Below are 21,491 nucleotides of genomic sequence, written 5' to 3' on the forward strand. Positions count from 1 at the left end.
GGTGGTTGCCGTACACTTCCCATCCTGGAAGGTCGAGACCTAGCCGCACCCGGTCGAAAGTGACAGAGTGGGGAGGGTAGGCGTCGGCCATCTAAGGGGTGTAGCTCAATTGGCAGAGCAGCGGTCTCCAAAACCGCAGGTTGCAGGTTCAAGTCCTGTCGCCCCTGCAGCAGCGGGTAAAAGGCGAGCGGAGGAACTGGCGTGAGCGAGGAGCCGGGCAAGGAGCGGGAAGAGGAGCAGAAGCCCCCTTCCCGTCCGGTCACCGCGGCCGCGCGGCGTGAGCGCCGTGCGGCGACGCGTCCTGCCGCTCGGAAGGACAGCGCCGCCGGTGACGTCAACGAGACGCCGAAGGCGAAGGGCACGGTCAAGCCCAAGGCGAAGCCCACGGGCGAGGGCGAGGAGGCCAAGGACCGCAAGGGCCGGGCCACGCCGACCCGGGAGAAGACCGAGAAGCGGCCCGGCCTGTTCACCCGGCTGTTCCGGTTCCTCCGCGAGGTGGTCGCCGAGCTGCGCAAGGTCATCTGGCCGACGCGCAAGCAGATGGTCGGCTACACCCTCGTCGTCCTGGTCTTCCTGGCCGTGATGACAGCCGTCATCGCCGGCCTGGACGTCGGAATCGGCAAGGGCGTGTTCGCGATCTTCGGCTGAGCCCACGCGAACACCCGGCAAGTCAGCGAATCAAGGAAGCGAGACCACTGTGACCTCCGAGAACGGCGCCGCTGTCGGCCATGAGCCGACCAGTTCGGCCGACGACGAGGTCGTCGCTGCCCACGAACTCGCCGACGAGGACACCGCTGTCGGGGACACCGCTGTCGAGGAAACCGCGGTTGAGGACGTCGCGGTTGAGGACGCAGCCGGGGACGACGCGGCCGAGGACGAGCCCGCCGTCGACGACGAGGAGGAGGCCGACCCGGTCGCCGAACTGCGCGACGCGCTCCGCCGGGCGCCGGGCGAGTGGTACGTGATCCACTCCTACGCGGGCTACGAGAACAAGGTCAAGACCAACCTCGAGACGCGCATCCAGACCCTGGACATGGAGGACTACATCTTCCAGGTGGAGGTGCCGACCGAGGAGGTCACCGAGATCAAGAACGGCCAGCGCAAGCAGGTGCAGCGCAAGGTGCTGCCCGGCTACATCCTGGTCCGGATGGATCTCAACGACCCGTCCTGGAGCGCGGTCCGCAACACGCCCGGTGTCACCGGGTTCGTGGGCGCCACCTCCAAGCCGTCCCCGCTGACCATCGACGAGGTCGCCAAGTTCCTGTTGCCGCAGGTCGAGCAGGCCAAGCCGGCGGCGGGCGGCAAGGCGACCGCCACCGCGACCAAGCCGACGGTCGAGGTCGACTTCGAGGTCGGCGAGTCGGTTACAGTGATGGACGGCCCCTTCGCGACCCTGCCGGCGACCATCAACGAGGTCAACGCGGACGCGCAGAAGCTCAAGGTCCTGGTGTCGATCTTCGGCCGGGAAACCCCGGTCGAGCTGTCGTTCAGCCAGGTCTCCAAGATCTGACCGGCCCCTGTCGGGGTCCGGCGGCCACGCGACGTGGCAGGTTCGTCGCGCGGACTCACGCAGGAAACAGGAATACGAGATGCCTCCCAAGAAGAAGAAGCTTGCGGCGATCATCAAGCTGCAGATCACGGCCGGCCAGGCCAACCCGGCGCCGCCGGTCGGCCCGGCGCTCGGCCAGCACGGCGTCAACATCATGGAGTTCTGCAAGGCCTACAACGCCGCGACCGAGTCGCAGCGTGGCACGGTCGTGCCGGTCGAGATCTCCGTGTACGAGGACCGGTCGTTCGACTTCAAGCTCAAGACCCCGCCGGCCGCGAAGCTGCTGCTGAAGGCCGCCGGTGTGGACAAGGGCAGCGGCGAGCCGCACCGCGTCAAGGTCGCCAAGGTCAGCTGGGACCAGGTCCGCGAGATCGCCCAGACCAAGCAGGCCGACCTCAACGCCAACGACATCGACCAAGCAGCCAAGATCATCGCCGGCACCGCCCGGTCGATGGGCATCACGGTCGAATAATTCCTCGAAGTCGTGGGAGGGCTTGCCGCCCGCACCACAACTGATCCACAAGTAGGGACAGCAGAATGGCAAAGCACAGCAAGGCCTATCGTCAGGCCGCCGAGCTGGTGGACCGGGAGCGGCTGTACAGCCCGCTCGAGGCCGCCAAGCTCGCCAAGGAGACCTCCAAGGTGAAGATGGACGCGACCGTCGAGGTCGCGATCCGGCTGGGTGTCGACCCGCGCAAGGCCGACCAGATGGTGCGCGGAACCGTGAACCTGCCGCACGGGACCGGCAAGACCGCCCGGGTCATCGTGTTCGCCACCGGTGACAAGGCCGCCGAGGCCGAGGCCGCCGGCGCGGACGCGGTCGGCGCCGAGGACCTGATCGAGCGCATCCAGGGCGGCTGGCTGGACTTCGACGCCGCGATCGCCACCCCGGACCAGATGGCCAAGGTCGGCCGGATCGCCCGCATCCTGGGCCCCCGCGGCCTGATGCCGAACCCCAAGACCGGCACGGTCACCCCGGCGGTCGCCAAAGCGGTCGCCGACATCAAGGGCGGCAAGATCAACTTCCGGGTGGACAAGCAGGCCAACCTGCACCTGGTGATCGGCAAGGTGTCGTTCGAGGACGACAAGCTGGTCGAGAACTACGCGGCGGCGCTGGACGAGATCCTGCGGGCCAAGCCGTCCTCCGCGAAGGGCCGCTACCTGAAGAAGGTCACCTTCACCACGACGATGGGCCCCGGCATCCCGGTCGACCCGGCTCGTACCCGTAACCTGCTCGCCGACGAAGCGACCGTCTGACGGCACTTCCCCAGGCACCGAAAGGGCGGATCCCCAGCGGGGGTCCGCCCTTTCGCTTTGTCAGCTGGTCGGTGGTACCGAGGTCGTCGACGGAGTCGAAGTCGTTGCGGGACATGGATCAGGCTCGCTCTGATGCCCGGTGATCACCCAGCCGTCGCTGACCTTCTTCAGGGTGAACCGACCGAGTCCGGTGGTGCCCTCGCGGAGTTGGAGCTGTCGGCACGAGCTGATCTCGATCTCCGACTTGCCTATGGTGTCGATCAACGGTATTTGTCGCAGGGGGCCGACCTTGCCGTCGAGTCCCCGGATGACGGATTCGCAGTCGCCGCCGCCGAAGTCGGCCACGAAGGCCTGCTTGCCTTCTGGGCTGAACAGCAGCTTGCACGCGTTCGTGGCGTAGTCGGCCCGGGTTCCGGTGGCCGCATACAGGTAAAGAGTGTTCAGCGCGGCGCTCGGCGAGCCCGGCGGGCGGCCGGGGTCTTTCAGGTCGCCGGGACCGGCGAGCCCGTGGGTGCCTTTGCCGTCGTCCTGGGAGGAACCACCGAAGTAGCGGGTGATGAGCCAGGCGATCACGGCGATCACCACGAGGTAGAACGCCAGCTTTCGGACCGGCCAGCTCTGCAGGATCTTCTTCCACAGTGGCTTTTTCGCCGGTGGCAGCTGCAGGGGGGCGGCGCCGCCCTGGGACTCCTGGAACTTGAGGAATTGCTGGAACTGTTGGAACTGCTGGAACTGGGCGTGCTGTTCGGGGTCGACGGGGCCAGCGGGTGGGGGTGCCTGGCTTGGGGTCAGGTCGCGGTGCTGGGGGTGTTCGTTGTCGGCCACGTCACTATCATGCCGGGGCGATTTGGAGTACGCGCTACGCGTCCCGTATCGTTTTCAGAGTTCTACCGAAGACCGCTGGTCTCTTCCTCGTGAAGATGAAGATCCCGCAAGGGTGGCCCGCGCAGGAGGAACGTGGCTGATCTTTCTCACGCCCGTGCCTGCGCGCCGGGCGTTTCGTCTTTTCCGGGCCGGAGCACAGGGGTCACCCCAGCCCTGAGAGGAGGCGGACATGGCGAAGTCGGACAAGGTGGCCGCGGTCGCCGAGATCGCGGACAAGTTCCGCACGAGCTCGGCCGCCGTAGTCACTCAGTACAGCGGCCTCTCCGTGTCGCAGCTGACCACGCTGCGCCGCGCTCTCGGCACGAACGCGTCCTACCGCGTCGCGAAGAACACCCTGGTCAAGCGGGCCGCTGAGGACGCTGGTGTGCAGGGCCTCGATGCTCTGTTCACCGGTCCGACCGCGATCGCGTTCGTCGACGGCGAGCCTGTCGACGCGGCCAAGGCGCTGCGCGAGTTCGCGAAGGACAACAAGGGCCTGGTCATCAAGGGCGGCTACATGGACGGCCGCCCGCTCACTGTCGCCGAGGTCGACCAGATCGCCGACCTGGACAGCCGTGAGGTGCTGCTCGCCAAGTTGGCGGGCGCGATGAAGGGCAACCTCGCCAAGGCCGCCGCGGTGTTCGCCGCACCGGCCACGCAGTTCGCCCGCCTGGCCGCCGCGCTGCAGGAGAAGAAGGCAGCTGAAGCTCCCGCCGAGAGCTGAATCCACCCACCATCGTTTTAGTCGTTAGGAAGGACAGCCATCATGGCGAAGCTCAGCACCGACGAGCTGCTCGACACCTTCAAGGAGATGACCCTCCTGGAGCTGTCGGACTTCGTGAAGCAGTTCGAAGAGGTCTTCGACGTCAAGGCCGCCGCGCCGGTCGCCGTCGCCGCCGCCGGCCCCGCGGGTGCCGCCCCGGTCGAGGTCGAGGAGCAGGACGAGTTCGACGTCGTCCTGGAGTCCGCCGGCGACAAGAAGATCCAGGTCATCAAGGTCGTCCGTGAGGTTGTGTCCGGGCTGGGCCTGAAGGAGGCCAAGGAGCTGGTCGAGGCCGCTCCGAAGCCGGTACTGGAGAAGGTCGCCAAGGAGGCCGCCGAGGCCGCCAAGGAGAAGCTTGAGGCCGTCGGCGCCAAGATCTCGCTCAAGTGAGCTAGTGGTCGCCGCCGGAAGTCCTTCGGGGTCTCGACGGCCCAGCTTCCCGCTGGACGCACGGCCGAAAAGCCCAAGTACAACCCGGTACGAGGGCCTTCCGGCCGCACGCCCAGCGGAAACCTGGATCCGCCGATACCCACGAAGAACTTCCGGCGGCGACCACTAGTGTCCCGCGCCGGGACACTGGTTTTACACTGTAAAGGGCCGCTCGTCGCAGACGGGCGGCCCTTTCGCATGTACCGCCGACTGGCGTACTCTCCCGGGCCGGGTGGCGTACTGGATGTTGCTGTACGTTGCCCGTACCAAGCAGTAACCCCGGCGGGTCCAGCTCGTTGCACATGAGGACGACATGTGCGTGTACACAGCTCGGGAGGGTCGATGGGCGCCGAAGTGGTGGTCGAAGGTCTCACCAAGTCTTTCGGTCGACAGACCATCTGGCGTGACGTCACCCTGACCTTGCCGCCGGGCGAGGTCAGCGTGATGCTCGGTCCGTCCGGAACCGGCAAGTCCGTGTTCCTCAAGTCCATGATCGGCCTGCTCAAACCCGATCGCGGCCGGTGCGTCGTGAACGGCGTGGACATCGTGTCCTGCTCCGAGCACAAGCTGTACGAGATCCGCAAACTGTTCGGCGTGCTGTTCCAGGACGGCGCCCTGTTCGGCTCGATGAACCTGTACGACAACATCGCGTTCCCGCTGCGCGAACACACCAAGAAGTCGGAAACCGAGATCAAGCGGATCGTCCTGGAGAAAATGGACATGGTCGGTCTCGCCGGCGCGGACAAGAAACTCCCCGGTGAGATCTCCGGCGGTATGCGCAAACGGGCTGGGCTGGCCCGCGCGCTCGTGCTGGACCCCGAGATCATCCTGTGCGACGAGCCGGACTCCGGCCTGGACCCGGTCCGCACCGCGTACATCAGCCAGCTGCTGCTTGACCTGAACGCCCAGATCGACGCCACCATCCTGATCGTCACGCACAACATCAACCTGGCCAGGACCGTGCCGGACAACGTGGGCATGCTCTACCGCCGCGAGCTGGTCATGTTCGGCCCGCGCGAGGTGCTGCTGACGTCGGACGAGCCGGCGGTGCGGCAGTTCCTCAACGGCAGCCGGTTCGGCCCGATCGGGATGTCCGAGGAGAAGGACACCGCGACCCTGGCCGCCGAGCAGCAGTTGGCGGACGCCGGCCACCACGACGGGTCCACCGACGACGTCTACGGGGTGGTGCCGCAGCTGCAGCCGACGCCGGGGCTGCCCGATCGCCGAGGTGTCCGCCGCCGCAAGGACCGCGTGATGAGCATCCTGCACTCGCTTCCGCCGGCCGCGCAGGAGGGCATCATCGAAAGCCTGACGCCGGACGAACAGCAGCACTACGGCGTGCGGCCGCACATGTTCGCGACCGCGCCGATCGGCCGCAGACCTTCGCCGCAGCCCAGAGACCGCATCGAGGGCGACCTCGGGGTGGCGAACCTCCCGCAGACCACGTGGCGTCCACCTGAACCAGGCCAAGGTGGTGGCGTGTGACAAGTCGTACCACCAGGTCGGCATTTCCTGGTGCTGGTGCGCTTCGTGAGACCGGCCAGATGTTCGCCCTCGGTCTGGACGTGGTGCGCGGGTTCTTCCAGCGACCGTTCCAGTTCCGCGAGTTCATCCAGCAGTCCTGGTTCATCGCGAGCGTGTCCATCCTGCCGACCGCGTTGGTGGCGATCCCGTTCGGCGCGGTCATCGCGCTGCAACTGGGATCGCTGGTCACACAGCTCGGCGCGCAGTCGTTCATGGGTGCCGCGAGCGTGCTCGCGATCATTCAGCAGGCGTCGCCGTTGGTGACCGCGCTGCTGGTGTCCGGTGCCGGTGGTTCCGCGATGTGCGCGGACATCGGCGCACGGACCATCCGTGAGGAGATCGACGCGATGGAGGTGCTCGGCGTGTCCGCCGTGCAGCGCCTCGTCGTGCCGCGGGTGCTCGCGTCGATGCTCATCGCCGTGCTGCTCAACGGTTTGGTGAGCGTCGTCGGCGTGCTCGGCGGGTACTTCTTCAACGTGGTCCTGCAAGGCGGTACGCCAGGTGCCTACCTCGCCGGGTTCTCCGCGCTGGCCCAACTGCCGGACCTGTGGATCAGCGAGATCAAGGCGTTGATCTTCGGGTTCATCGCCGGGGTGGTGGCCTGCTACCGCGGGTTGCACCCGGCGCCCGGCCCGAAGGGGGTCGGCGACGCGGTGAACCAGTCCGTGGTCATCACGTTCCTGTTGCTGTTCTTCGTGAACTTCGTGCTGACCACGGTGTACCTGACGGTCGTCCCGGCGAAGGGGAGCTGAGCGGCGATGACCGTGCGGGACCAGATCCGCCGGCCCTTGGAGATGCTCGACAAGGCCGGCGACCAGATGTCGTTCTACATGCGGGCGCTCGCGTGGATTCCCCGCACGCTCACCAAGTACCTGCGGGAGACGCTGCGGCTGCTGGCCGAGGTGAGCTTCGGCAGCGGGGCGCTCGCGGTCATCGGCGGCACCATCGGCGTGATGCTCGGCCTGACCCTGTTCGTCGGAACCGTGGTCGGCCTGCAGGGTTACGCCGCGCTGAACCAGATCGGCACGTCCGCGTTCGCCGGGTTCGTGTCCGCGTACTTCAACACCCGTGAGATCGCGCCGCTGGTGGCCGGTCTGGCGTTGTCCGCGACGGTCGGGTCGGGCTTCACCGCGCAACTCGGCGCGATGCGGATCTCCGAGGAGATCGACGCGCTCGAAGTGATGGGCGTGCCGAGCCTGCCGTACCTGGTGACCACCCGGATCATGGCCGGTTTCGTCGCGGTCATCCCGTTGTACATCATCGGCCTGCTCAGCTCGTACGTGGCCGCGCGCACGATCACGGTCTACTTCTACGGCCAGTCGGCGGGCACGTACGACCATTACTTCAACCTGTTCCTGCCACCGCAGGACGTGTTCTGGTCGTTCGGCAAAGTGCTGATCTTCGCTGTGTTGATCATCCTGACGCACTGCTACTACGGCTACCGCGCCAGCGGCGGCCCGGCCGGCGTCGGTGTCGCGGTCGGCCGGGCGGTGCGGACCACGATCGTCTCGGTCACCCTGCTGGACTTCTTCCTGAGCCTGGCGATCTGGGGTACGACGACCACGGTGAGGATCGCCGGATGACGACACTCAGGCGCAGGCTGCTCGGTGTCGCGTTCATCGCGATGCTGGTGGGTTTCGTCGCGCTGTCGATCGCGTTCTTCAACAAGTCGTTCAACACGTACGTGAACGTCGGCCTGACCACCGACTCCATCGGCAACCAGCTGCAGGAACGGTCCGACGTCAAGGTCCGCGGCCTGATCGTCGGCTCGGTCAAGTCGGTCAAGCCGACCACGCGCGGCGCCGAGCTGACCCTGGCGCTGGACCCGGACAAGGCGGCGGTGATCCCGAGCAACGTCTCCGCGCAGTTCCTGCCGAAGACCCTGTTCGGCGAACGCTATGTGGCGTTGCAGATCCCGGACGAGCCGGCCGCGCGGACGCTCCGGACCGGCGACATGATCCAGCAGGACCGCTCCACCAAGGCGATCGAGGTGCAGAAGGCGCTGAACGACCTGCTTCCGGTGCTGCAGGCGGTCCAGCCGGAGAAGCTGTCCAGCACGCTGACCGCGATCTCCACCGCCCTGCAGGGCCGCGGCAAGGCGCTCGGGCAGACCCTCGCGGACCTCGGCAGCTATGTCGGCGAGGTCAACCCGTACGTGCCGCAACTGCAGCACGACCTGCAGGCCTTGGTCGGCGTCTCCAACACGTACAGCGACGCGGCGCCGCAGCTGATCCAGGCACTCGACGACCTCACGGTCACGTCGAAGACCATCGCCGAGCAGAAAGCCAATCTGTCCACTTTGTACGGAAGTCTGACCACGGCGTCCACCGACCTGAAGACCTTCCTGCAGGTCAACAAGAACAACCTGATCCAGTTCGCGGACACGTCCCGGCCGACCATGGAGCTGCTGGCGCGGTACGCACCGGAGTACCCCTGTTTCCTCAGGCAGATGGCGGAAACGGTGAAGTCGGCGGACGTGGCGTTCGGCAAGGGCACGAACGAACCTGGTCTGCACGCGACCCTGGAGATCACGGTCAACCGTGGCCCGTACAAGGCGGGCCAGGACGAGCCACGTTACGACGACAAGCGTGGACCGCGGTGCTACGACTTCCAGAAGTTCCCGGTCCCGTTCCCACAGCACCCGCCGGACGGCCCGTTGAAGGACGGCTCGAAGTCGCCCCCCAACAGCCGGCCCGCCAACGACGGGGTGCTGCCGCCCGCCAACATCGGCTCGGTCATCGGCGGCACCGCGCCGTCGTCCGCCGGGCAGGACTTCATGCTGCCGGGCAGCCGGGCCGAGGCGGACTTCGTCGCCGCGATCATGGGCCAGCAGTTGGGGGTGCGCCCCGATGACGTGCCGACCTGGACGGCCGTTCTGGTGGCGCCCGTGTTCCGAGGGGCGGAGGTGAACGTCAAATGAGAGGGCTCGTCGCGCCGCTGATCAAGCTGTCGCTGTTCATCCTCATCACGGTGGTGGCCACGACCGTGCTCGCGATCAGCATCGCCAACGCGAACCTGTCGTCCACCGACACGTACTCGGCGCGTTTCACCGACGTGACCTCGTTGCTGCCCGGCGACGACATCCGGATCGCCGGGGTTCGCGTTGGGCAGGTTGAGGACGTCAGCATCGCGGACCGCAAGCAGGCGGAGGTCAAGTTCTCCGTGGACGCCGGCCGGAAGCTGCCCGCCGGGGTGACCGCGACGATCAAGTTCCGCAACCTCGTCGGCCAGCGGTACGTCGCGCTCGGCCAGGGCACCGGCACCGGGTTCCTGAGCCCCGGCGACACGATCCCGTTGGAGCGGACCAAGCCCGCGCTGGACCTGACCGAGCTGTTCAACGGGTTCAAGCCGCTGTTCCGGGCGCTGCAGCCGGAGGACGTCAACAAACTCTCCTACGAGATCATCCAGGTGTTGCAGGGTGAAGGCGGGACGGTCCAGTCCCTGCTCTCGCACACCGCCACGCTGACGTCCGCGATCGCCGACAAGGACGCGGTCATCGGCCAGGTGATCACGAACCTGAACACCCTGCTGGACACCGTGAACGCGCACGGCACGCAGCTGTCCGACCTGATCGTGCAGCTGCAGCAGTTGGTGTCCGGCCTGGCCGCGGACCGTAAGCCGATCGGCGACGCGATCCAGTCGCTGTCCGGCCTGGCCGGCACCACCGCCGGCCTGCTGGTCCAGGCGCGTGACCCGCTCAAGGACGACATCGCGAACCTGGGCACGCTGACCAAGAGCCTCAACGACAACGAGAAGACCGTCGAACACTTCCTGCAGTTCATGCCGGGCAAGCTGACCGCGCTGACCCGGACCGCGAGTTACGGGTCGTGGTTCAACTTCTTCCTCTGCTCGGCGTCCGGTTCGGTGGCGCTGCCGCCGTTGATCAGCCAGCCGATCAGCATCCCGATCGCGCCCGTCACCCAGCCGAGGTGCCAGTCATGAGGTGGCACAGGTGAAGTCCTTCAGAAGTCGGAACCCGATCACGATCGGCATCACCGGTCTGGTGGTGATCGCGCTCGTGCTGCTGGCCGCGATCTACTCCGACGACCTGCCGATCATCGGCGGCGGCACCACGTACAAGGCGGAGTTCTCCGAGGCGGCCGGCCTGAAGTCGGGCGATGAGGTGCGGGTCGCCGGGGTGAAGGTCGGCAAGGTCAGCGGCGTGAAGCTGGCCGGGCCGAGCGTCCTCGTGTCGTTCAAGGTCAAGGACGCCTGGCTGGGTGACCAGACCAGGGCGGCGATCAAGATCAAGACCTTGCTGGGCCAGAAGTACCTGGCGCTCGAACCGGAAGGCAACGTGGTCGCCGACCCCGGCAACGTCATTCCGCGCAGCCGCACGATGGCGCCGTACGACGTGCTTGAGGCGTTCCGCGGCCTGGCCGACACGGTCAACAACATCGACACCACGCAGCTGGCGCAGAGCTTCGAGGTGTTGACGTCGACGTTCGCCGACACCCCGAACAGTGTGAAAGGCGCCCTGAACGGCCTGCAGGCGTTGTCCAAGACCATTTCCAGCCGCGACACCGAGCTGGCGAAGCTGCTGGACAACACCCAGCAGATCACCCAGACCCTGGCCGACCGGGACGCCGAGGTGGCCAAGCTGCTGTCCGACGGCAACCTGCTGCTGGACGAGATCCGCAAGCGCAAGGACGCCATCGACAAGCTGCTCACCGGTACCCAGACGCTGTCCCAGCAGCTCAAGGGCCTGGTGGACGACAACTCCCAGCAGCTGGGCCCGGTGCTGACCCAGCTCGACCAGTTCACCGGGATGCTCCAGCGCAACCAGGACGACCTGGCCAAGGGCATCGAGAAGCTGGCGCCGTTCGTCCGGGAGTTCACCAACACCCTGGGCAACGGCCGGTGGTTCGACAACTACATCTGCGGCCTGCTCCCGCCGTCGATCGGCCCGATCAACCCGCAGGGGTGTCTGCCGTGAGTACCTTCCAGACGCGCCGGGCGCGTGATCTCAGTCGCGGGGTGGCCATCGCCTGCGTGCTGGCGTTGCTCGCGGCTTTGGTGCTGTGGTTCGTGCTGCGGGACAGCAACCGCAAGCACGTCACCGCGTACTTCGGCGGTGCCGTGGGCTTGTACGCGGGCAACGAGGTGCGCGTGCTCGGTGTCGCCGTCGGGACTGTGGACAAGGTCGAGCCGCAGGGCAACCAGGTCCGGGTGGAGCTCTCGGTGGACAACGACGTCCCGGTCCCGGAGGACGCGGCCGCGGTGGTCGTGGCGCCGTCCCTGGTGAGCGACCGGTACGTGCAGCTCGCGCCGGTGTACACGGCCGGTCCGCAGATCCGGTCCGGGGCGACGATCCCGCGCGAACGGACCGCCACCCCGCTGGAGGTGGACGACCTGTACGCCAGCCTGAACCGGGTGACCACGACGCTGGGACCCAACGGCGCCAACCAGAACGGCGCGTTGTCGGACCTGCTGAACGTGCTGGCGAAGAACCTCCAGGGCAACGGCCAAGCCACCCACGACACCATCAAACAGCTGGGGGACGCGGCCAGAACGTTGAACGACAGCCAGAGCGCGCTGTTCAACACCGTCGACAACCTGCGGAAGTTCACCGGCACGCTGGCGTCGAGCGACAAGCAGGTCCGGCAGTTCTCCGAGCAGCTCGCCGACGTCAGCAAGTTCCTCGCGGCCGAGCGCACCAACCTGGCGCAGTCGGTGCAGCAGCTGTCCACCGCGCTGGAGAGCGTCCAGCGGTTCATCAACGACAACCGCGGCCGGATCAAGTCCAATGTGGACAAACTGGCCTCGATCACCCAGGTGCTCGTGGACGAACGCGGCGCCCTGGCCGAAGTGCTCGACGTCGCCCCACTCGCGCTCAGCAACCTGGTCGACACGTACAACGCGTCCTCGGGCACGCTGGACGCCCGAGCGGACCTCAACGACCTGACCAACCCGCCGATCGTGATGGTCTGCCGGCTGATCAAACAGACCATCCCGGCGCAGATCCCGCCGATCCTGGCGGACGCGTGCGGCAAGCTCGCGCCGATCCTCCAGGGTGCCCTGCCGTTGCCGTCGGTCGCGCAGGTCATCAACGGCCTGCAGAACGGCGGGCTGCCGGCGCTGCCGATGCCGCTGGTCGGAGGTGGCCGATGAGGATTCGACGCCTGGCCATCGCTTTGTGCGCCGGCACGATGACGCTATCCGCGTGCAGCTTCGGCGGCATCTACGACCTCCCGCTGCCCGGCGGCGCCGACCTGGGCGACCGGTCGTACACGGTGAAGGCGCAGTTCCGGGACGTGCTCGACCTGGTGCCGCAGTCCGGCGTGAAGGTCAACGAGGTCCCGATCGGCCGGGTCGAGTCGATCGCGCTGGCCAAGGACGGCTGGACCGCCGAGGTCACCATGCGCGTCAACGGATCCGTGCAGCTGCCCGGGAACTCCACCGCCCAGCTCAAGCAGTCCAGCCTGCTCGGTGAGAAGTACATCGAGCTGACCGCGCCCGCGGCCGGCCAGGAGAAGGGCAAGCTCGCCGACGGCGCGTACATCGGCCTGGACCGGACCAACCGGAACACCGAGGTCGAAGAGGTCCTCGGCGCGTTGTCCATGCTGCTCAACGGCGGCGGTGTGGAACAGCTGCACACCATCGCGAACGAGCTGAACCAGGTCGCGGCCGGCAACGAGCCGCAACTGCGCGACCTGCTCGGCAACGTCAACAAGCTGGTGTCCAGTTTGGACGCTCGGAAGGGCGACATCACCAACGCGTTGGACGGGCTGAACAAGCTGTCCGGCACGCTCGCCGGGCAGAAGGACAAGATCGCGAACGTGGTCGACCAGATCACCCCCGGCCTGCAAGTGCTGTCCGAACAGCGCCCGCAGCTGGTCAGCATGCTGCAGAGCCTGGACGGCCTGTCCGGGGTCGCGGTCGACACCATCAACAAGAGCCAGGCGGACCTGGTCGCCGACCTCAAGGCGCTGTCCCCGACCCTGCAGAAGCTCAGCGAGGCCGGCGAGAACCTGCCCAACGCGCTGGAGATCCTGCTCACGTACCCGTTCCCGGACTCCGCGGTGCCCGGCGTGAAGGGTGACTACGTCAACCTGTACGCCAAGCTGGACCTGAACCTGCAGGAGATCATGAACAACCTGGGCCGCAGCCGGCAGAACCCGCTCCAGGACATCCCCCTGGTCGGCCAGCTGACCAGCGGCAAGCAGGGCACCCAGCCGGGCGCGCCGCCGCCGCTGCAGGTGCCGAACCTGTCGGCCCAGCCGAACACGCCGAACACCTGCACCGGGGTCGGCGGCCTGCTCGGCTCGCTGCTGGGAGGTGGCAAATGCTGACCCGGCGGACCAGGTTGCAGCTCGTCGCGTTCTTCGTGATCGCGATCGTCGCCGTGGTGTACGCGTTGTTCCGGTTCACTGGCCTCAGCAAGGTCTTCGGCGACGACGGGTACACGGTCAAGCTCGAACTGAAGGACTCCGGCGGGATCTTCACCAACGCCGAGGTCACGTACCGGGGTGTCCAGGTCGGCCGGGTCGGCGAGATGCGGCTGACCAAGCAGGGCCTGGAGGTCGACCTCGCCATCGACCCGGCCGCCCCGCGGATCCCGGCGGACCTCCAGGCGGTGGTCACCAACCGGTCCGCGGTCGGCGAGCAGTTCGTCGACCTGCAGCCGGTCAAGGACGCCAGCCCGTACCTGTCCGGCAGTTCGGTGATCACCGCGGACAAGGCCAAGACGCCGATCTCCACCGACACCGTCCTGCGCGACCTGGACGACCTCGCGGTGTCCGTGCCGACCGACTCGCTGCGGACCGTCGTGGACGAGCTGGACAAGGCGTTCTCGGGCACCGGCCCCGATCTTCAGGTGCTGATGGACGCGACCGGCAGTTTCACCAAGGCCGCCAACGACCACCTGCCGCAGACCATCGCCCTGCTCAACTCCGCCGGGACAGTGCTGGACACGCAGAACGCCCAGGCCGGCAACATCAGGTCGTTCGCCACCAGCCTGGCCCAGCTCAACGACCAGCTGAAGAAGTCCGACCCGGACATCCGCAAGCTGATCGCGGCCACCCCGGAGGCCGCGGACCAGGTCACCGGGCTGCTGCGGGACTCCGGCACGAACCTCGGTGTGGTCCTTGCCAACCTGCTGACCACGTCGAACATCCTGGTGACCCGGCAGGACGGCCTTGAGCAAGCGCTTGTGGCGTACCCGATCGTCGCGGTCGGATCCCACACCGTCACCCCTGGGGACGGCACCGCCCACCTCGGCCTGGCGCTCAACCTGTTCAACCCGCCGCCGTGCGTGAAGGGCTACGAGCAGACGAAACGCCGGGCCGGCAACGACCTCTCGCCCGCGGCCACCAACGACCAGGCGTACTGCGCCGAACCGGTCGGTAGCCCGATCAACGTCCGTGGTGCCCAGAACGCGCCCTTCGGGGGTAAGGTCGCAGCTCCGACGCAGTCGCAGGTGCAGGCCAACGCGGGTCGGCCGCAGCAGCAACTCGCCGAACAGGCCGGTCTGCCCGGGGCGCTGGGCGGATCAGGCGCCCAGGGACCGATCAACCTGATCCAGCTGCTTGGCCTCACGGGAGCATGATGACGACGACGCTGTCCCGCTTTCTGCTGCCGGTCTCGATCGTGCTTGTCGTCGTCGCGGCCGGCTTCGCGACCTGGTTCGGGGTGTTGTGGCTACGCGGGCCCAAGGGCGACGCCGCCGCCGTGGCACGGGCCCGTGAGGACGTCAGCACGTCAGGCACGGCCGCGGTCGCGACCCTGACCTCGTTGAACTACAACAACGTCGACGGTGTGTACCAGCAGTACCTGGACGTCTCGACCGGTGCGGTGCACGACGACTACGCCAAGAACGCGGACGCGTTCAAGAAGCGCATCAGGGACAGCAAAGTCGTCACGACGTCGACCGTGCGGCAGGTCGCGGTGACCGACGTGAACCTGCAGAAGAAGGAAGCGACCATCTTGGTCGTCGTGGACACGCAGGTGACCGAGAACGGCACTGCCGACCCGAACAAGCCCGCCGACACCACGCCGAAGCGGCTGCGCATCGAGGCCGCCCTCGACCAGACCGACAGCGGGTGGAAGGTCAAGGGCCTGCGGACGGTCCCGTACTCAGCCACCGCCCAGTGAGCACGAGAGGAAATCCGACTGTGCCACCCCCGCGCCGCCGTCCCGCCACCCCGCCGCCCCGGCGGACGACCAAGGTGGCCGGCCTCCGCAGGCCGGCGGCCCAGCCCGAGGGCGAAGACGTCCTCGACCCGGCCGACACCGTGGACACCGCCGACTCTGTGGACATCGTCGAAGAGGTGCCCCAGCTTGACGTCCCGGTGATCGGCGAGACCGACGACCGGCCCCGCCCGCAACCCAAGCGGCGCGACTCCGGAACGGTGGCCGACGACTCCGCGCCCGTGAAGCACCGCCGTCGCCGGGTCAAGGACCCCGAGCCGGACGAGACCGTGGGTGTCGAGGACGAGGGCGACGAGGGTGTCGCCGAGCCGGCCGAGGACGTGGCCTCCGAGGAAGAGTTCGACGACGAGGAATTCAGCTACGAAGAGGTCACCGAGGACAACGGGCCACAGGTCAAGATACTGCTGCCGATGGTGCTCGTGGTGGCGGCACTGCTGTTGGGCGCGTTGTCCTGGTTCTTCGCGACAAAGGCCGCCGACTCGCGCGAAGGCGCGAACAATGCCGCACTTGTGGACGTGAACGGCACCAAAGACCTTGTCGGCGCCGCCCAACAAGCGGTGGCCGGTGTCCTTTCGTACAAGTACGACCAGATGGACCAGGCCAAGATCCAGGCGCAGCAGTATCTGTCCGGTGAGGCGGTCGACCAGTACAACAAGTCCATGCAGGCGTTGGCGTCCCAGATCCAGTCGCAGAAACTGCAGGTCGCGGTGAATCCGGTCAGTGTCGGCGTGGTGCGGTTGGCCGGCGATGACGCGCGAGTTCTGGTGTTCGCGGACCAGATCGGGGTGCGTGCCGACAACCAGCCGTCCGGTGGTCCGACCCAGTTCGCAATGGACATGCACCGGACCAATGGAAAGTGGAAAATCGTGAAATTGGACTTCTTTGACGGCAAGTAGAGCCTGGTTCAGTGGCGTAGGAATGCTTCCTCGGGTATTCGTGGGGTTGTGCACCTCACCGTGTGTTGGGACCGTGCCGGTGACGACCTGATCGGGGTCTTCAGCCCGCACGCGGTGGCCTGGCTGCGCAGGCAGATGTCCGGCTATGAGCAGTTGCTGGAATGGCGTTACGCCGGTTACGTGAGCGAAGACCCGACCGCGAACGCCGTGGGCGTTCCGGTGGCGTCCCGGCCGGCCGAATACCCGCCGCTGGTCGCGGCGCTGAGCGAGATCATCCCGGAGGACGAGCTCGAACCGATCCGGCTGTGGTGGGAGCCGGATGTGGTGCGGTGGCTCTACGCGGGCACCCGGGTGGTCCTCGACTCGCTGCCGACCACGGGCGGCGTGGTCGTTCTGCACGAGCGGCACCAGATCGAAGCGTGGCAGGCCGCGGTTCCGAACATGCGCGTGGTCTTCGCCGTGGCCGCGGGGGTTTGGCCGGTGCCGGTGGGCACCGAACGCAACCGGCACACGATGCCCACGCCGGACCCGACCCGGCTGGACCGGGACCGCCAGCTGACCGACTGGCTGCGGAAGGTGGTGGACAGGCTCACCGACATCGCCGAACCCGCCTCGACGTCCTGAGGACATTCACTCGGAGCGGTGAAGGACGGACACGACTGGGTAAACCTTCGGGTGCTGCTTTGTGCGCGAACGGCCACGGACCGTAAGTTCCGGTGCGATGAAAATCGCCCTGCCGTCCCATCGCGGGATCCTGGTGGCCGTCGCCGGCGCCACCAGTGCCGCCAAGGCGGAGACCGTCGACGCCATCGCCAAGCACTACGGCCAGGCCGCGCTGACCATCGGCAACCGCGCCAGCCCGGACCCCGAGTCGAGCGTCGACGAGCTGATGAAGGTCGACGGCCGCGCGGCCGAGGACGCGATCACCGTGGTGCGGATGGCCGAGTCCGCCGCGGTCCGCGGCAGCGAGGTGGTGATCACCGCCCGCCCGGTGCTCGACGAGCTGGCCCGCTACCGGGCCGCGCGCAAACTGCGGCACGAGTACGTCCAGCACCACATCATGCGGCGGGTCGAGGACACCGCGGCGTGGGAGGCCGCCGACTACGATTTCGTGGTGTGGGCTCGGTCACCTTTTCCCAGTCCGCCGGTGCGCGCTTTCGAGGCCGCACTAGGCAGTGTTCTCAAGGATCTGTGCGTACCCCATCACTCGGTGTGTCCACCTTTGGTCGACGAAATGATCGAACAGCTGGTAGCTTCTATCCCCCGCTAGCTGCCCCTACAGGTGACGAAGTGCTCGTCCACGTGGGTGAACGCCGCGTGGCCCCTTGACTGGAGGGGCGGTCAGGGTCACGCTGTTGGCATGAGCGGAGGGCCGTTTCCCCGGCCCCTGGACAGTCGCCGCTAGTTTGGCTAGACTGCGTCTTTGCTCTGCCCACTTTCCGTGCGCCCGTACCCGAGAGCTAGGATGATGGGCATCAAGCACCCTTGACAGTCGCGTTAGTTGCCTGCTAGCGCGGCCGCTCAACCGCTCATAGTCCCTGGAAGGACGCATCTTGGCAGTCTCCCGCGCGACCGAAGCCACTGCTGCGACCAACTCCATGTCCGGAATCCCAGGTGCGCCCACGCGTGTCTCGTTCGCCAAGCTGAGCGAGCCGCTGAGCGTTCCCAACCTGCTCGACCTGCAGATCCAGTCCTTCGAATGGTTCACCGGCAACGAGGCGTGGTTCCAGCGCCGGATCGACGCCGGTGACGAGAACCCCGTCGGTGGTCTCGAGGAAGTACTGAACGAGATCTCGCCGATCGAGGACTTCTCCGGCTCGATGTCGCTTTCCTTCTCCGACCCGCGCTTCGACGAGGTGAAAGCCTCGGTCGAGGAGTGCAAGGACAAGGACATGACCTACGCCGCACCGCTGTTCGTCACCGCCGAGTTCACCAACCACACCACTGGCGAGATCAAGAGCCAGACGGTGTTCATGGGCGACTTCCCGGTGATGACCAACAAGGGCACGTTCATCATCAACGGCACCGAGCGTGTCGTGGTGTCCCAGCTGGTGCGGTCGCCCGGCGTGTACTTCAACACGTCCGTCGACAAGACGACCGACAAGGACGTCTACGACACCCGCATCATCCCGAGCCGCGGCGCCTGGCTGGAGTTCGACGTCGACAAGCGCGACACCGTCGGTGTCCGCATCGACCGCAAGCGTCGGCAGCCGGTCACCGTGCTGCTCAAGGCGCTCGGCTGGTCGGCCGAGCAGATCCGGGAGCGCTTCACCTTCTCCGAGACGCTGCTCGCCACGCTGGAGAAGGACCACACGGCCGGGACGGACGAGGCCCTGCTGGACATCTACCGCAAGCTGCGGCCGGGCGAGCCGCCGACCAAGGAGTCCGCGCAGACCCTGCTGGAGAACCTGTTCTTCAAGGACAAGCGGTACGACCTGGCCAAGGTGGGCCGCTACAAGGTCAACAAGAAGCTCGGCCTGACCGAGGCCTACGACACCGGGGTGCTGACCGAAGAGGACATCGTCACCACGATCGAGTACCTGGTCCGCCTGCACGCCGGGGAGACCTCGGTGATCGGCCAGGACGGCCGGGAGATCCCGATCGAGGTCGACGACATCGACCACTTCGGCAACCGGCGGCTGCGCACGGTCGGCGAGCTGATCCAGAACCAGATCCGGGTCGGCCTGTCCCGGATGGAGCGGGTCGTCCGGGAGCGGATGACCACCCAGGACGTCGAGGCGATCACGCCGCAGACGCTGATCAACATCCGTCCGGTGGTCGCGGCGATCAAGGAGTTCTTCGGAACGTCGCAGCTGTCGCAGTTCATGGACCAGACCAACCCGATCGCCGGCCTGACGCACAAGCGGCGCCTGTCGGCACTGGGGCCGGGTGGTATCTCCCGTGAGCGCGCCGGCATGGAGGTCCGGGACGTCCACCCGTCGCACTACGGCCGGATGTGTCCGATCGAGACGCCGGAAGGCCCGAACATCGGCCTGATCGGCTACCTGTCCTCGTACGGGCGGGTCAACCCGTTCGGATTCATCGAGACGCCGTACCGCAAGGTCGTCGAAGGCCGGGTCACCGAGCAGGTCGACTACCTGACGGCGGACGAGGAGGACCGGTACGTCAAGGCGCAGGCCAACTCGCCGACCGACGCCGAAGGCAACTTCGTCGAGGAGCGCGTGCTGGTCCGTACCAAGGGCGGCGAGGTCGAGTACATCGACCCGCACGGTGTCGACTACATGGACGTCTCGCCGCGCCAGATGGTGTCGGTCGCGACCGCCATGATCCCGTTCCTCGAGCACGACGACGCCAACCGCGCGCTGATGGGCGCGAACATGCAGCGCCAGGCCGTGCCGCTGCTGCGCAGCGAGGCGCCGCTGGTCGGCACCGGCATGGAGCTGCGGGCCGCGGTCGACGCCGGTGACGTGGTCGTCGCCAGCAAGGGCGGCGTGGTCGAGGAGCTGTCCGCGGACTTCATCACGGTGATGGCCGACGACGGCACCCGCCAGACCTACGGCCTGCACAAGTTCCGCCGCTCCAACCAGGGCACCTGCATCAACCAGAAGCCGATCGTCGGCGACGGGCAGCGGATCGAGGTCGGCCAGGTCATCGCGGACGGCCCGTGCACCGAGAACGGCGAGATGTCGCTCGGCAAGAACCTGCTCGTCGCGATCATGCCGTGGGAGGGCCACAACTACGAGGACGCGATCATCCTCTCGCAGCGGCTCGTCCAGGACGACGTGCTCACCTCGATCCACATCGAGGAGCACGAGATCGACGCCCGGGACACCAAGCTCGGCGCCGAGGAGATCACCCGGGACATCCCGAACGTCTCCGAGGAGGTCCTGGCGGACCTGGACGAGCGCGGCATCATCCGGATCGGTGCCGAGGTGCGGGACGGCGACATCCTCGTCGGCAAGGTGACCCCGAAGGGCGAGACCGAGCTGACCCCGGAGGAGCGCCTGCTCCGCGCGATCTTCGGCGAGAAGGCGCGCGAGGTGCGCGACACGTCGCTGAAGGTGCCGCACGGCGAGACCGGCAAGGTGATCGGCATCCGGGTGTTCTCCCGTGAGGACGAGGACGAGCTGCCACCCGGTGTGAACGAGCTGGTCCGGGTCTACGTGGCGCAGAAGCGCAAGATCCAGGACGGCGACAAGCTCGCCGGCCGGCACGGCAACAAGGGCGTCATCGGCAAGATCCTCCCCGCGGAGGACATGCCGTTCCTGCCCGACGGCACGCCCGTCGACGTCGTGCTGAACACGCACGGTGTGCCGCGCCGGATGAACATCGGCCAGATCCTGGAGACCCACCTCGGCTGGCTGGCCAAGACCGGCTGGAAGATCGACGGCAACCCGGACTGGGCCGACAAGCTGCCCGAGGAGCTGTACGACGTGCCGGCGGACACGAACACCGCGACCCCGGTGTTCGACGGCGCCAGCGAGGCGGAGCTCACCGGACTGCTCGGCTCGACGCTGCCCAACCGGGACGGCGAGCGGATGGTCCAGGAGAACGGCAAGGCGATCCTGTTGGACGGCCGCTCCGGCGAGCCGTACCCGTACCCGGTCGCGGTCGGCTACATGTACATCCTGAAGCTGCTGCACCTGGTCGACGACAAGATCCACGCCCGGTCCACCGGCCCGTACTCGATGATCACCCAGCAGCCGCTGGGTGGTAAGGCGCAGTTCGGTGGCCAGCGCTTCGGTGAGATGGAGTGCTGGGCGATGCAGGCGTACGGCGCCGCCTACACCCTGCAAGAGCTGCTGACGATCAAGTCCGACGACGTCGTGGGCCGGGTCAAGGTCTACGAGGCGATCGTGAAGGGCGAGAACATCCCGGAGCCGGGTATCCCGGAGTCCTTCAAGGTGCTGCTCAAGGAACTCCAGTCGCTGTGCCTGAACGTGGAGGTGCTGTCCAGCGACGGCGCCGCCATCGAGATGCGCGACGGCGACGACGAGGACCTCGAGCGTGCGGCCGCGAACCTCGGGATCAACCTGTCCCGCAACGAATCGCCGTCCGTTGACGACGTTGTGAACTGACCTCGCCGAGGGTGGGGCTT

At 67.2% G+C, this 21,491-nt stretch carries 21 protein-coding genes and 1 tRNA gene; 21 read left to right on the forward strand and 1 reads right to left on the reverse strand.

All coding sequences use genetic code 11. The annotated features are described in order from the left end of the window. Positions 1–94 precede the first annotated feature (94 nt). The 5 genes from EV192_RS05370 to rplA all read left to right on the forward strand — a co-directional run bounded on the left by EV192_RS05370 (position 95) and on the right by rplA (position 2,806). Positions 95–167: transfer RNA gene (locus EV192_RS05370), tRNA-Trp, on the forward strand. A gap of 34 nt (positions 168–201) precedes the next feature. Further along, positions 202–648 (forward strand): preprotein translocase subunit SecE, encoded by a 447-nt coding sequence (gene secE, locus EV192_RS05375; RefSeq protein WP_132111629.1) that lies wholly within the window; start codon positions 202–204, stop codon positions 646–648. Between the two features lie 49 nt (positions 649–697). Then, positions 698–1,510 carry a transcription termination/antitermination protein NusG gene (gene nusG, locus EV192_RS05380; RefSeq protein ID WP_132111631.1) on the forward strand — a complete coding sequence of 271 codons (813 nt, stop codon included), beginning with the start codon at positions 698–700 and terminating at the stop codon, positions 1,508–1,510. Between the two features lie 79 nt (positions 1,511–1,589). Next, entirely contained in the window at positions 1,590–2,021 is a 432-nt protein-coding gene (gene rplK / locus EV192_RS05385) for a 50S ribosomal protein L11 (protein ID WP_132111633.1), read from the forward strand. Positions 2,022–2,086: 65 nt separating this feature from the next. Further along, positions 2,087–2,806 (forward strand): 50S ribosomal protein L1, encoded by a 720-nt coding sequence (gene rplA, locus EV192_RS05390; protein ID WP_132111635.1) that lies wholly within the window; start codon positions 2,087–2,089, stop codon positions 2,804–2,806. Positions 2,807–2,866: 60 nt separating this feature from the next. Here rplA and EV192_RS05395 read toward each other — a convergent pair whose 3' ends face one another. Continuing rightward, entirely contained in the window at positions 2,867–3,631 is a 765-nt protein-coding gene (locus tag EV192_RS05395) for a hypothetical protein (RefSeq protein WP_132111637.1), read from the reverse strand. 229 nt (positions 3,632–3,860) lie between these two features. Between EV192_RS05395 and rplJ the strand changes: the two genes are divergently transcribed. From rplJ to rpoB, 16 genes are all read left to right on the forward strand, one after another. Continuing rightward, positions 3,861–4,394 (forward strand): 50S ribosomal protein L10, encoded by a 534-nt coding sequence (gene rplJ / locus EV192_RS05400; RefSeq protein WP_132111639.1) that lies wholly within the window; start codon positions 3,861–3,863, stop codon positions 4,392–4,394. A gap of 42 nt (positions 4,395–4,436) precedes the next feature. Continuing rightward, positions 4,437–4,823 carry a 50S ribosomal protein L7/L12 gene (gene rplL, locus EV192_RS05405; RefSeq protein WP_132111641.1) on the forward strand — a complete coding sequence of 129 codons (387 nt, stop codon included), beginning with the start codon at positions 4,437–4,439 and terminating at the stop codon, positions 4,821–4,823. A 381-nt stretch (positions 4,824–5,204) separates the two neighbouring features. After that, complete coding sequence (locus tag EV192_RS05410; RefSeq protein WP_132111643.1) at positions 5,205–6,347, forward strand: ABC transporter ATP-binding protein; 1,143 nt, start codon at positions 5,205–5,207, stop codon at positions 6,345–6,347. A 59-nt stretch (positions 6,348–6,406) separates the two neighbouring features. Continuing rightward, the gene (locus EV192_RS05415) at positions 6,407–7,138 is read left to right on the forward strand and encodes an MlaE family ABC transporter permease (protein WP_132113037.1); all 732 of its coding nucleotides are present in this window, start codon (positions 6,407–6,409) and stop codon (positions 7,136–7,138) included. Positions 7,139–7,144: 6 nt separating this feature from the next. Next, complete coding sequence (locus EV192_RS05420) at positions 7,145–7,969, forward strand: MlaE family ABC transporter permease (RefSeq protein ID WP_132111645.1); 825 nt, start codon at positions 7,145–7,147, stop codon at positions 7,967–7,969. Beyond that, entirely contained in the window at positions 7,966–9,306 is a 1,341-nt protein-coding gene (locus EV192_RS05425) for an MCE family protein (protein ID WP_132111647.1), read from the forward strand. The genes EV192_RS05420 and EV192_RS05425 overlap by 4 nt, the downstream gene beginning before the upstream one ends. Continuing rightward, positions 9,303–10,328: an MCE family protein gene (locus EV192_RS05430; protein ID WP_132111649.1), complete on the forward strand. Its 1,026-nt coding sequence runs from the start codon at positions 9,303–9,305 to the stop codon at positions 10,326–10,328. Before EV192_RS05425 ends, EV192_RS05430 begins: the two co-directional genes overlap by 4 nt. A 10-nt stretch (positions 10,329–10,338) precedes the next feature. Next, positions 10,339–11,322, forward strand: a complete 984-nt coding sequence (locus tag EV192_RS05435; protein WP_132111651.1) for an MCE family protein — start codon at positions 10,339–10,341, stop codon at positions 11,320–11,322. After that, a complete protein-coding gene (locus tag EV192_RS05440) occupies positions 11,319–12,497 on the forward strand; it encodes an MCE family protein (RefSeq protein ID WP_132111653.1) in 1,179 nt (392 codons plus the stop codon). The genes EV192_RS05435 and EV192_RS05440 overlap by 4 nt, the downstream gene beginning before the upstream one ends. Further along, complete coding sequence (locus EV192_RS05445; RefSeq protein ID WP_132111655.1) at positions 12,494–13,678, forward strand: MCE family protein; 1,185 nt, start codon at positions 12,494–12,496, stop codon at positions 13,676–13,678. The genes EV192_RS05440 and EV192_RS05445 overlap by 4 nt, the downstream gene beginning before the upstream one ends. Then, positions 13,672–14,934, forward strand: coding sequence for an MCE family protein (locus EV192_RS05450; RefSeq protein ID WP_132111657.1), 1,263 nt, complete (start codon positions 13,672–13,674; stop codon positions 14,932–14,934). The genes EV192_RS05445 and EV192_RS05450 overlap by 7 nt, the downstream gene beginning before the upstream one ends. After that, entirely contained in the window at positions 14,934–15,479 is a 546-nt protein-coding gene (locus EV192_RS05455; protein WP_132111659.1) for a hypothetical protein, read from the forward strand. Before EV192_RS05450 ends, EV192_RS05455 begins: the two co-directional genes overlap by 1 nt. A 20-nt stretch (positions 15,480–15,499) precedes the next feature. Then, on the forward strand, positions 15,500–16,432 hold the full coding sequence (locus EV192_RS05460; protein ID WP_132111661.1) for a hypothetical protein: 933 nt from the start codon (positions 15,500–15,502) through the stop codon (positions 16,430–16,432). A 48-nt stretch (positions 16,433–16,480) separates the two neighbouring features. After that, entirely contained in the window at positions 16,481–17,056 is a 576-nt protein-coding gene (locus EV192_RS05465) for a DUF2017 family protein (protein ID WP_165960213.1), read from the forward strand. Between the two features lie 97 nt (positions 17,057–17,153). Then, the gene (locus tag EV192_RS05470) at positions 17,154–17,702 is read left to right on the forward strand and encodes a hypothetical protein (protein WP_132111665.1); all 549 of its coding nucleotides are present in this window, start codon (positions 17,154–17,156) and stop codon (positions 17,700–17,702) included. 283 nt (positions 17,703–17,985) lie between these two features. Further along, positions 17,986–21,471 (forward strand): DNA-directed RNA polymerase subunit beta, encoded by a 3,486-nt coding sequence (gene rpoB / locus EV192_RS05475; protein ID WP_132111667.1) that lies wholly within the window; start codon positions 17,986–17,988, stop codon positions 21,469–21,471. Positions 21,472–21,491 lie beyond the last annotated feature (20 nt).

The organism is Actinocrispum wychmicini (assembly GCF_004345645.1).
Classification (GTDB): Bacteria; Actinomycetota; Actinomycetes; order Mycobacteriales; family Pseudonocardiaceae; genus Kibdelosporangium; species Kibdelosporangium wychmicini.

Bases quoted from the DNA above. Each gene is read 5' to 3' on its own strand.
- rplA (WP_132111635.1), top strand. From the start codon at position 2,087: ATGGCAAAGCACAGCAAGGCCTATCGTCAGGCCGCCGAGCTGGTGGAC.
- EV192_RS05470 (WP_132111665.1), top strand. From the start codon at position 17,154: ATGAAAATCGCCCTGCCGTCCCATCGCGGGATCCTGGTGGCCGTCGCC.
- EV192_RS05425 (WP_132111647.1), top strand. From the start codon at position 7,966: ATGACGACACTCAGGCGCAGGCTGCTCGGTGTCGCGTTCATCGCGATG.
- EV192_RS05450 (WP_132111657.1), top strand. From the start codon at position 13,672: ATGCTGACCCGGCGGACCAGGTTGCAGCTCGTCGCGTTCTTCGTGATC.
- rplL (WP_132111641.1), top strand. From the start codon at position 4,437: ATGGCGAAGCTCAGCACCGACGAGCTGCTCGACACCTTCAAGGAGATG.
- EV192_RS05415 (WP_132113037.1), top strand. From the start codon at position 6,407: ATGTTCGCCCTCGGTCTGGACGTGGTGCGCGGGTTCTTCCAGCGACCG.
- EV192_RS05420 (WP_132111645.1), top strand. From the start codon at position 7,145: ATGACCGTGCGGGACCAGATCCGCCGGCCCTTGGAGATGCTCGACAAG.
- EV192_RS05445 (WP_132111655.1), top strand. From the start codon at position 12,494: ATGAGGATTCGACGCCTGGCCATCGCTTTGTGCGCCGGCACGATGACG.
- EV192_RS05410 (WP_132111643.1), top strand. From the start codon at position 5,205: ATGGGCGCCGAAGTGGTGGTCGAAGGTCTCACCAAGTCTTTCGGTCGA.
- EV192_RS05430 (WP_132111649.1), top strand. From the start codon at position 9,303: ATGAGAGGGCTCGTCGCGCCGCTGATCAAGCTGTCGCTGTTCATCCTC.
- rplJ (WP_132111639.1), top strand. From the start codon at position 3,861: ATGGCGAAGTCGGACAAGGTGGCCGCGGTCGCCGAGATCGCGGACAAG.
- EV192_RS05455 (WP_132111659.1), top strand. From the start codon at position 14,934: ATGACGACGACGCTGTCCCGCTTTCTGCTGCCGGTCTCGATCGTGCTT.
- rplK (WP_132111633.1), top strand. From the start codon at position 1,590: ATGCCTCCCAAGAAGAAGAAGCTTGCGGCGATCATCAAGCTGCAGATC.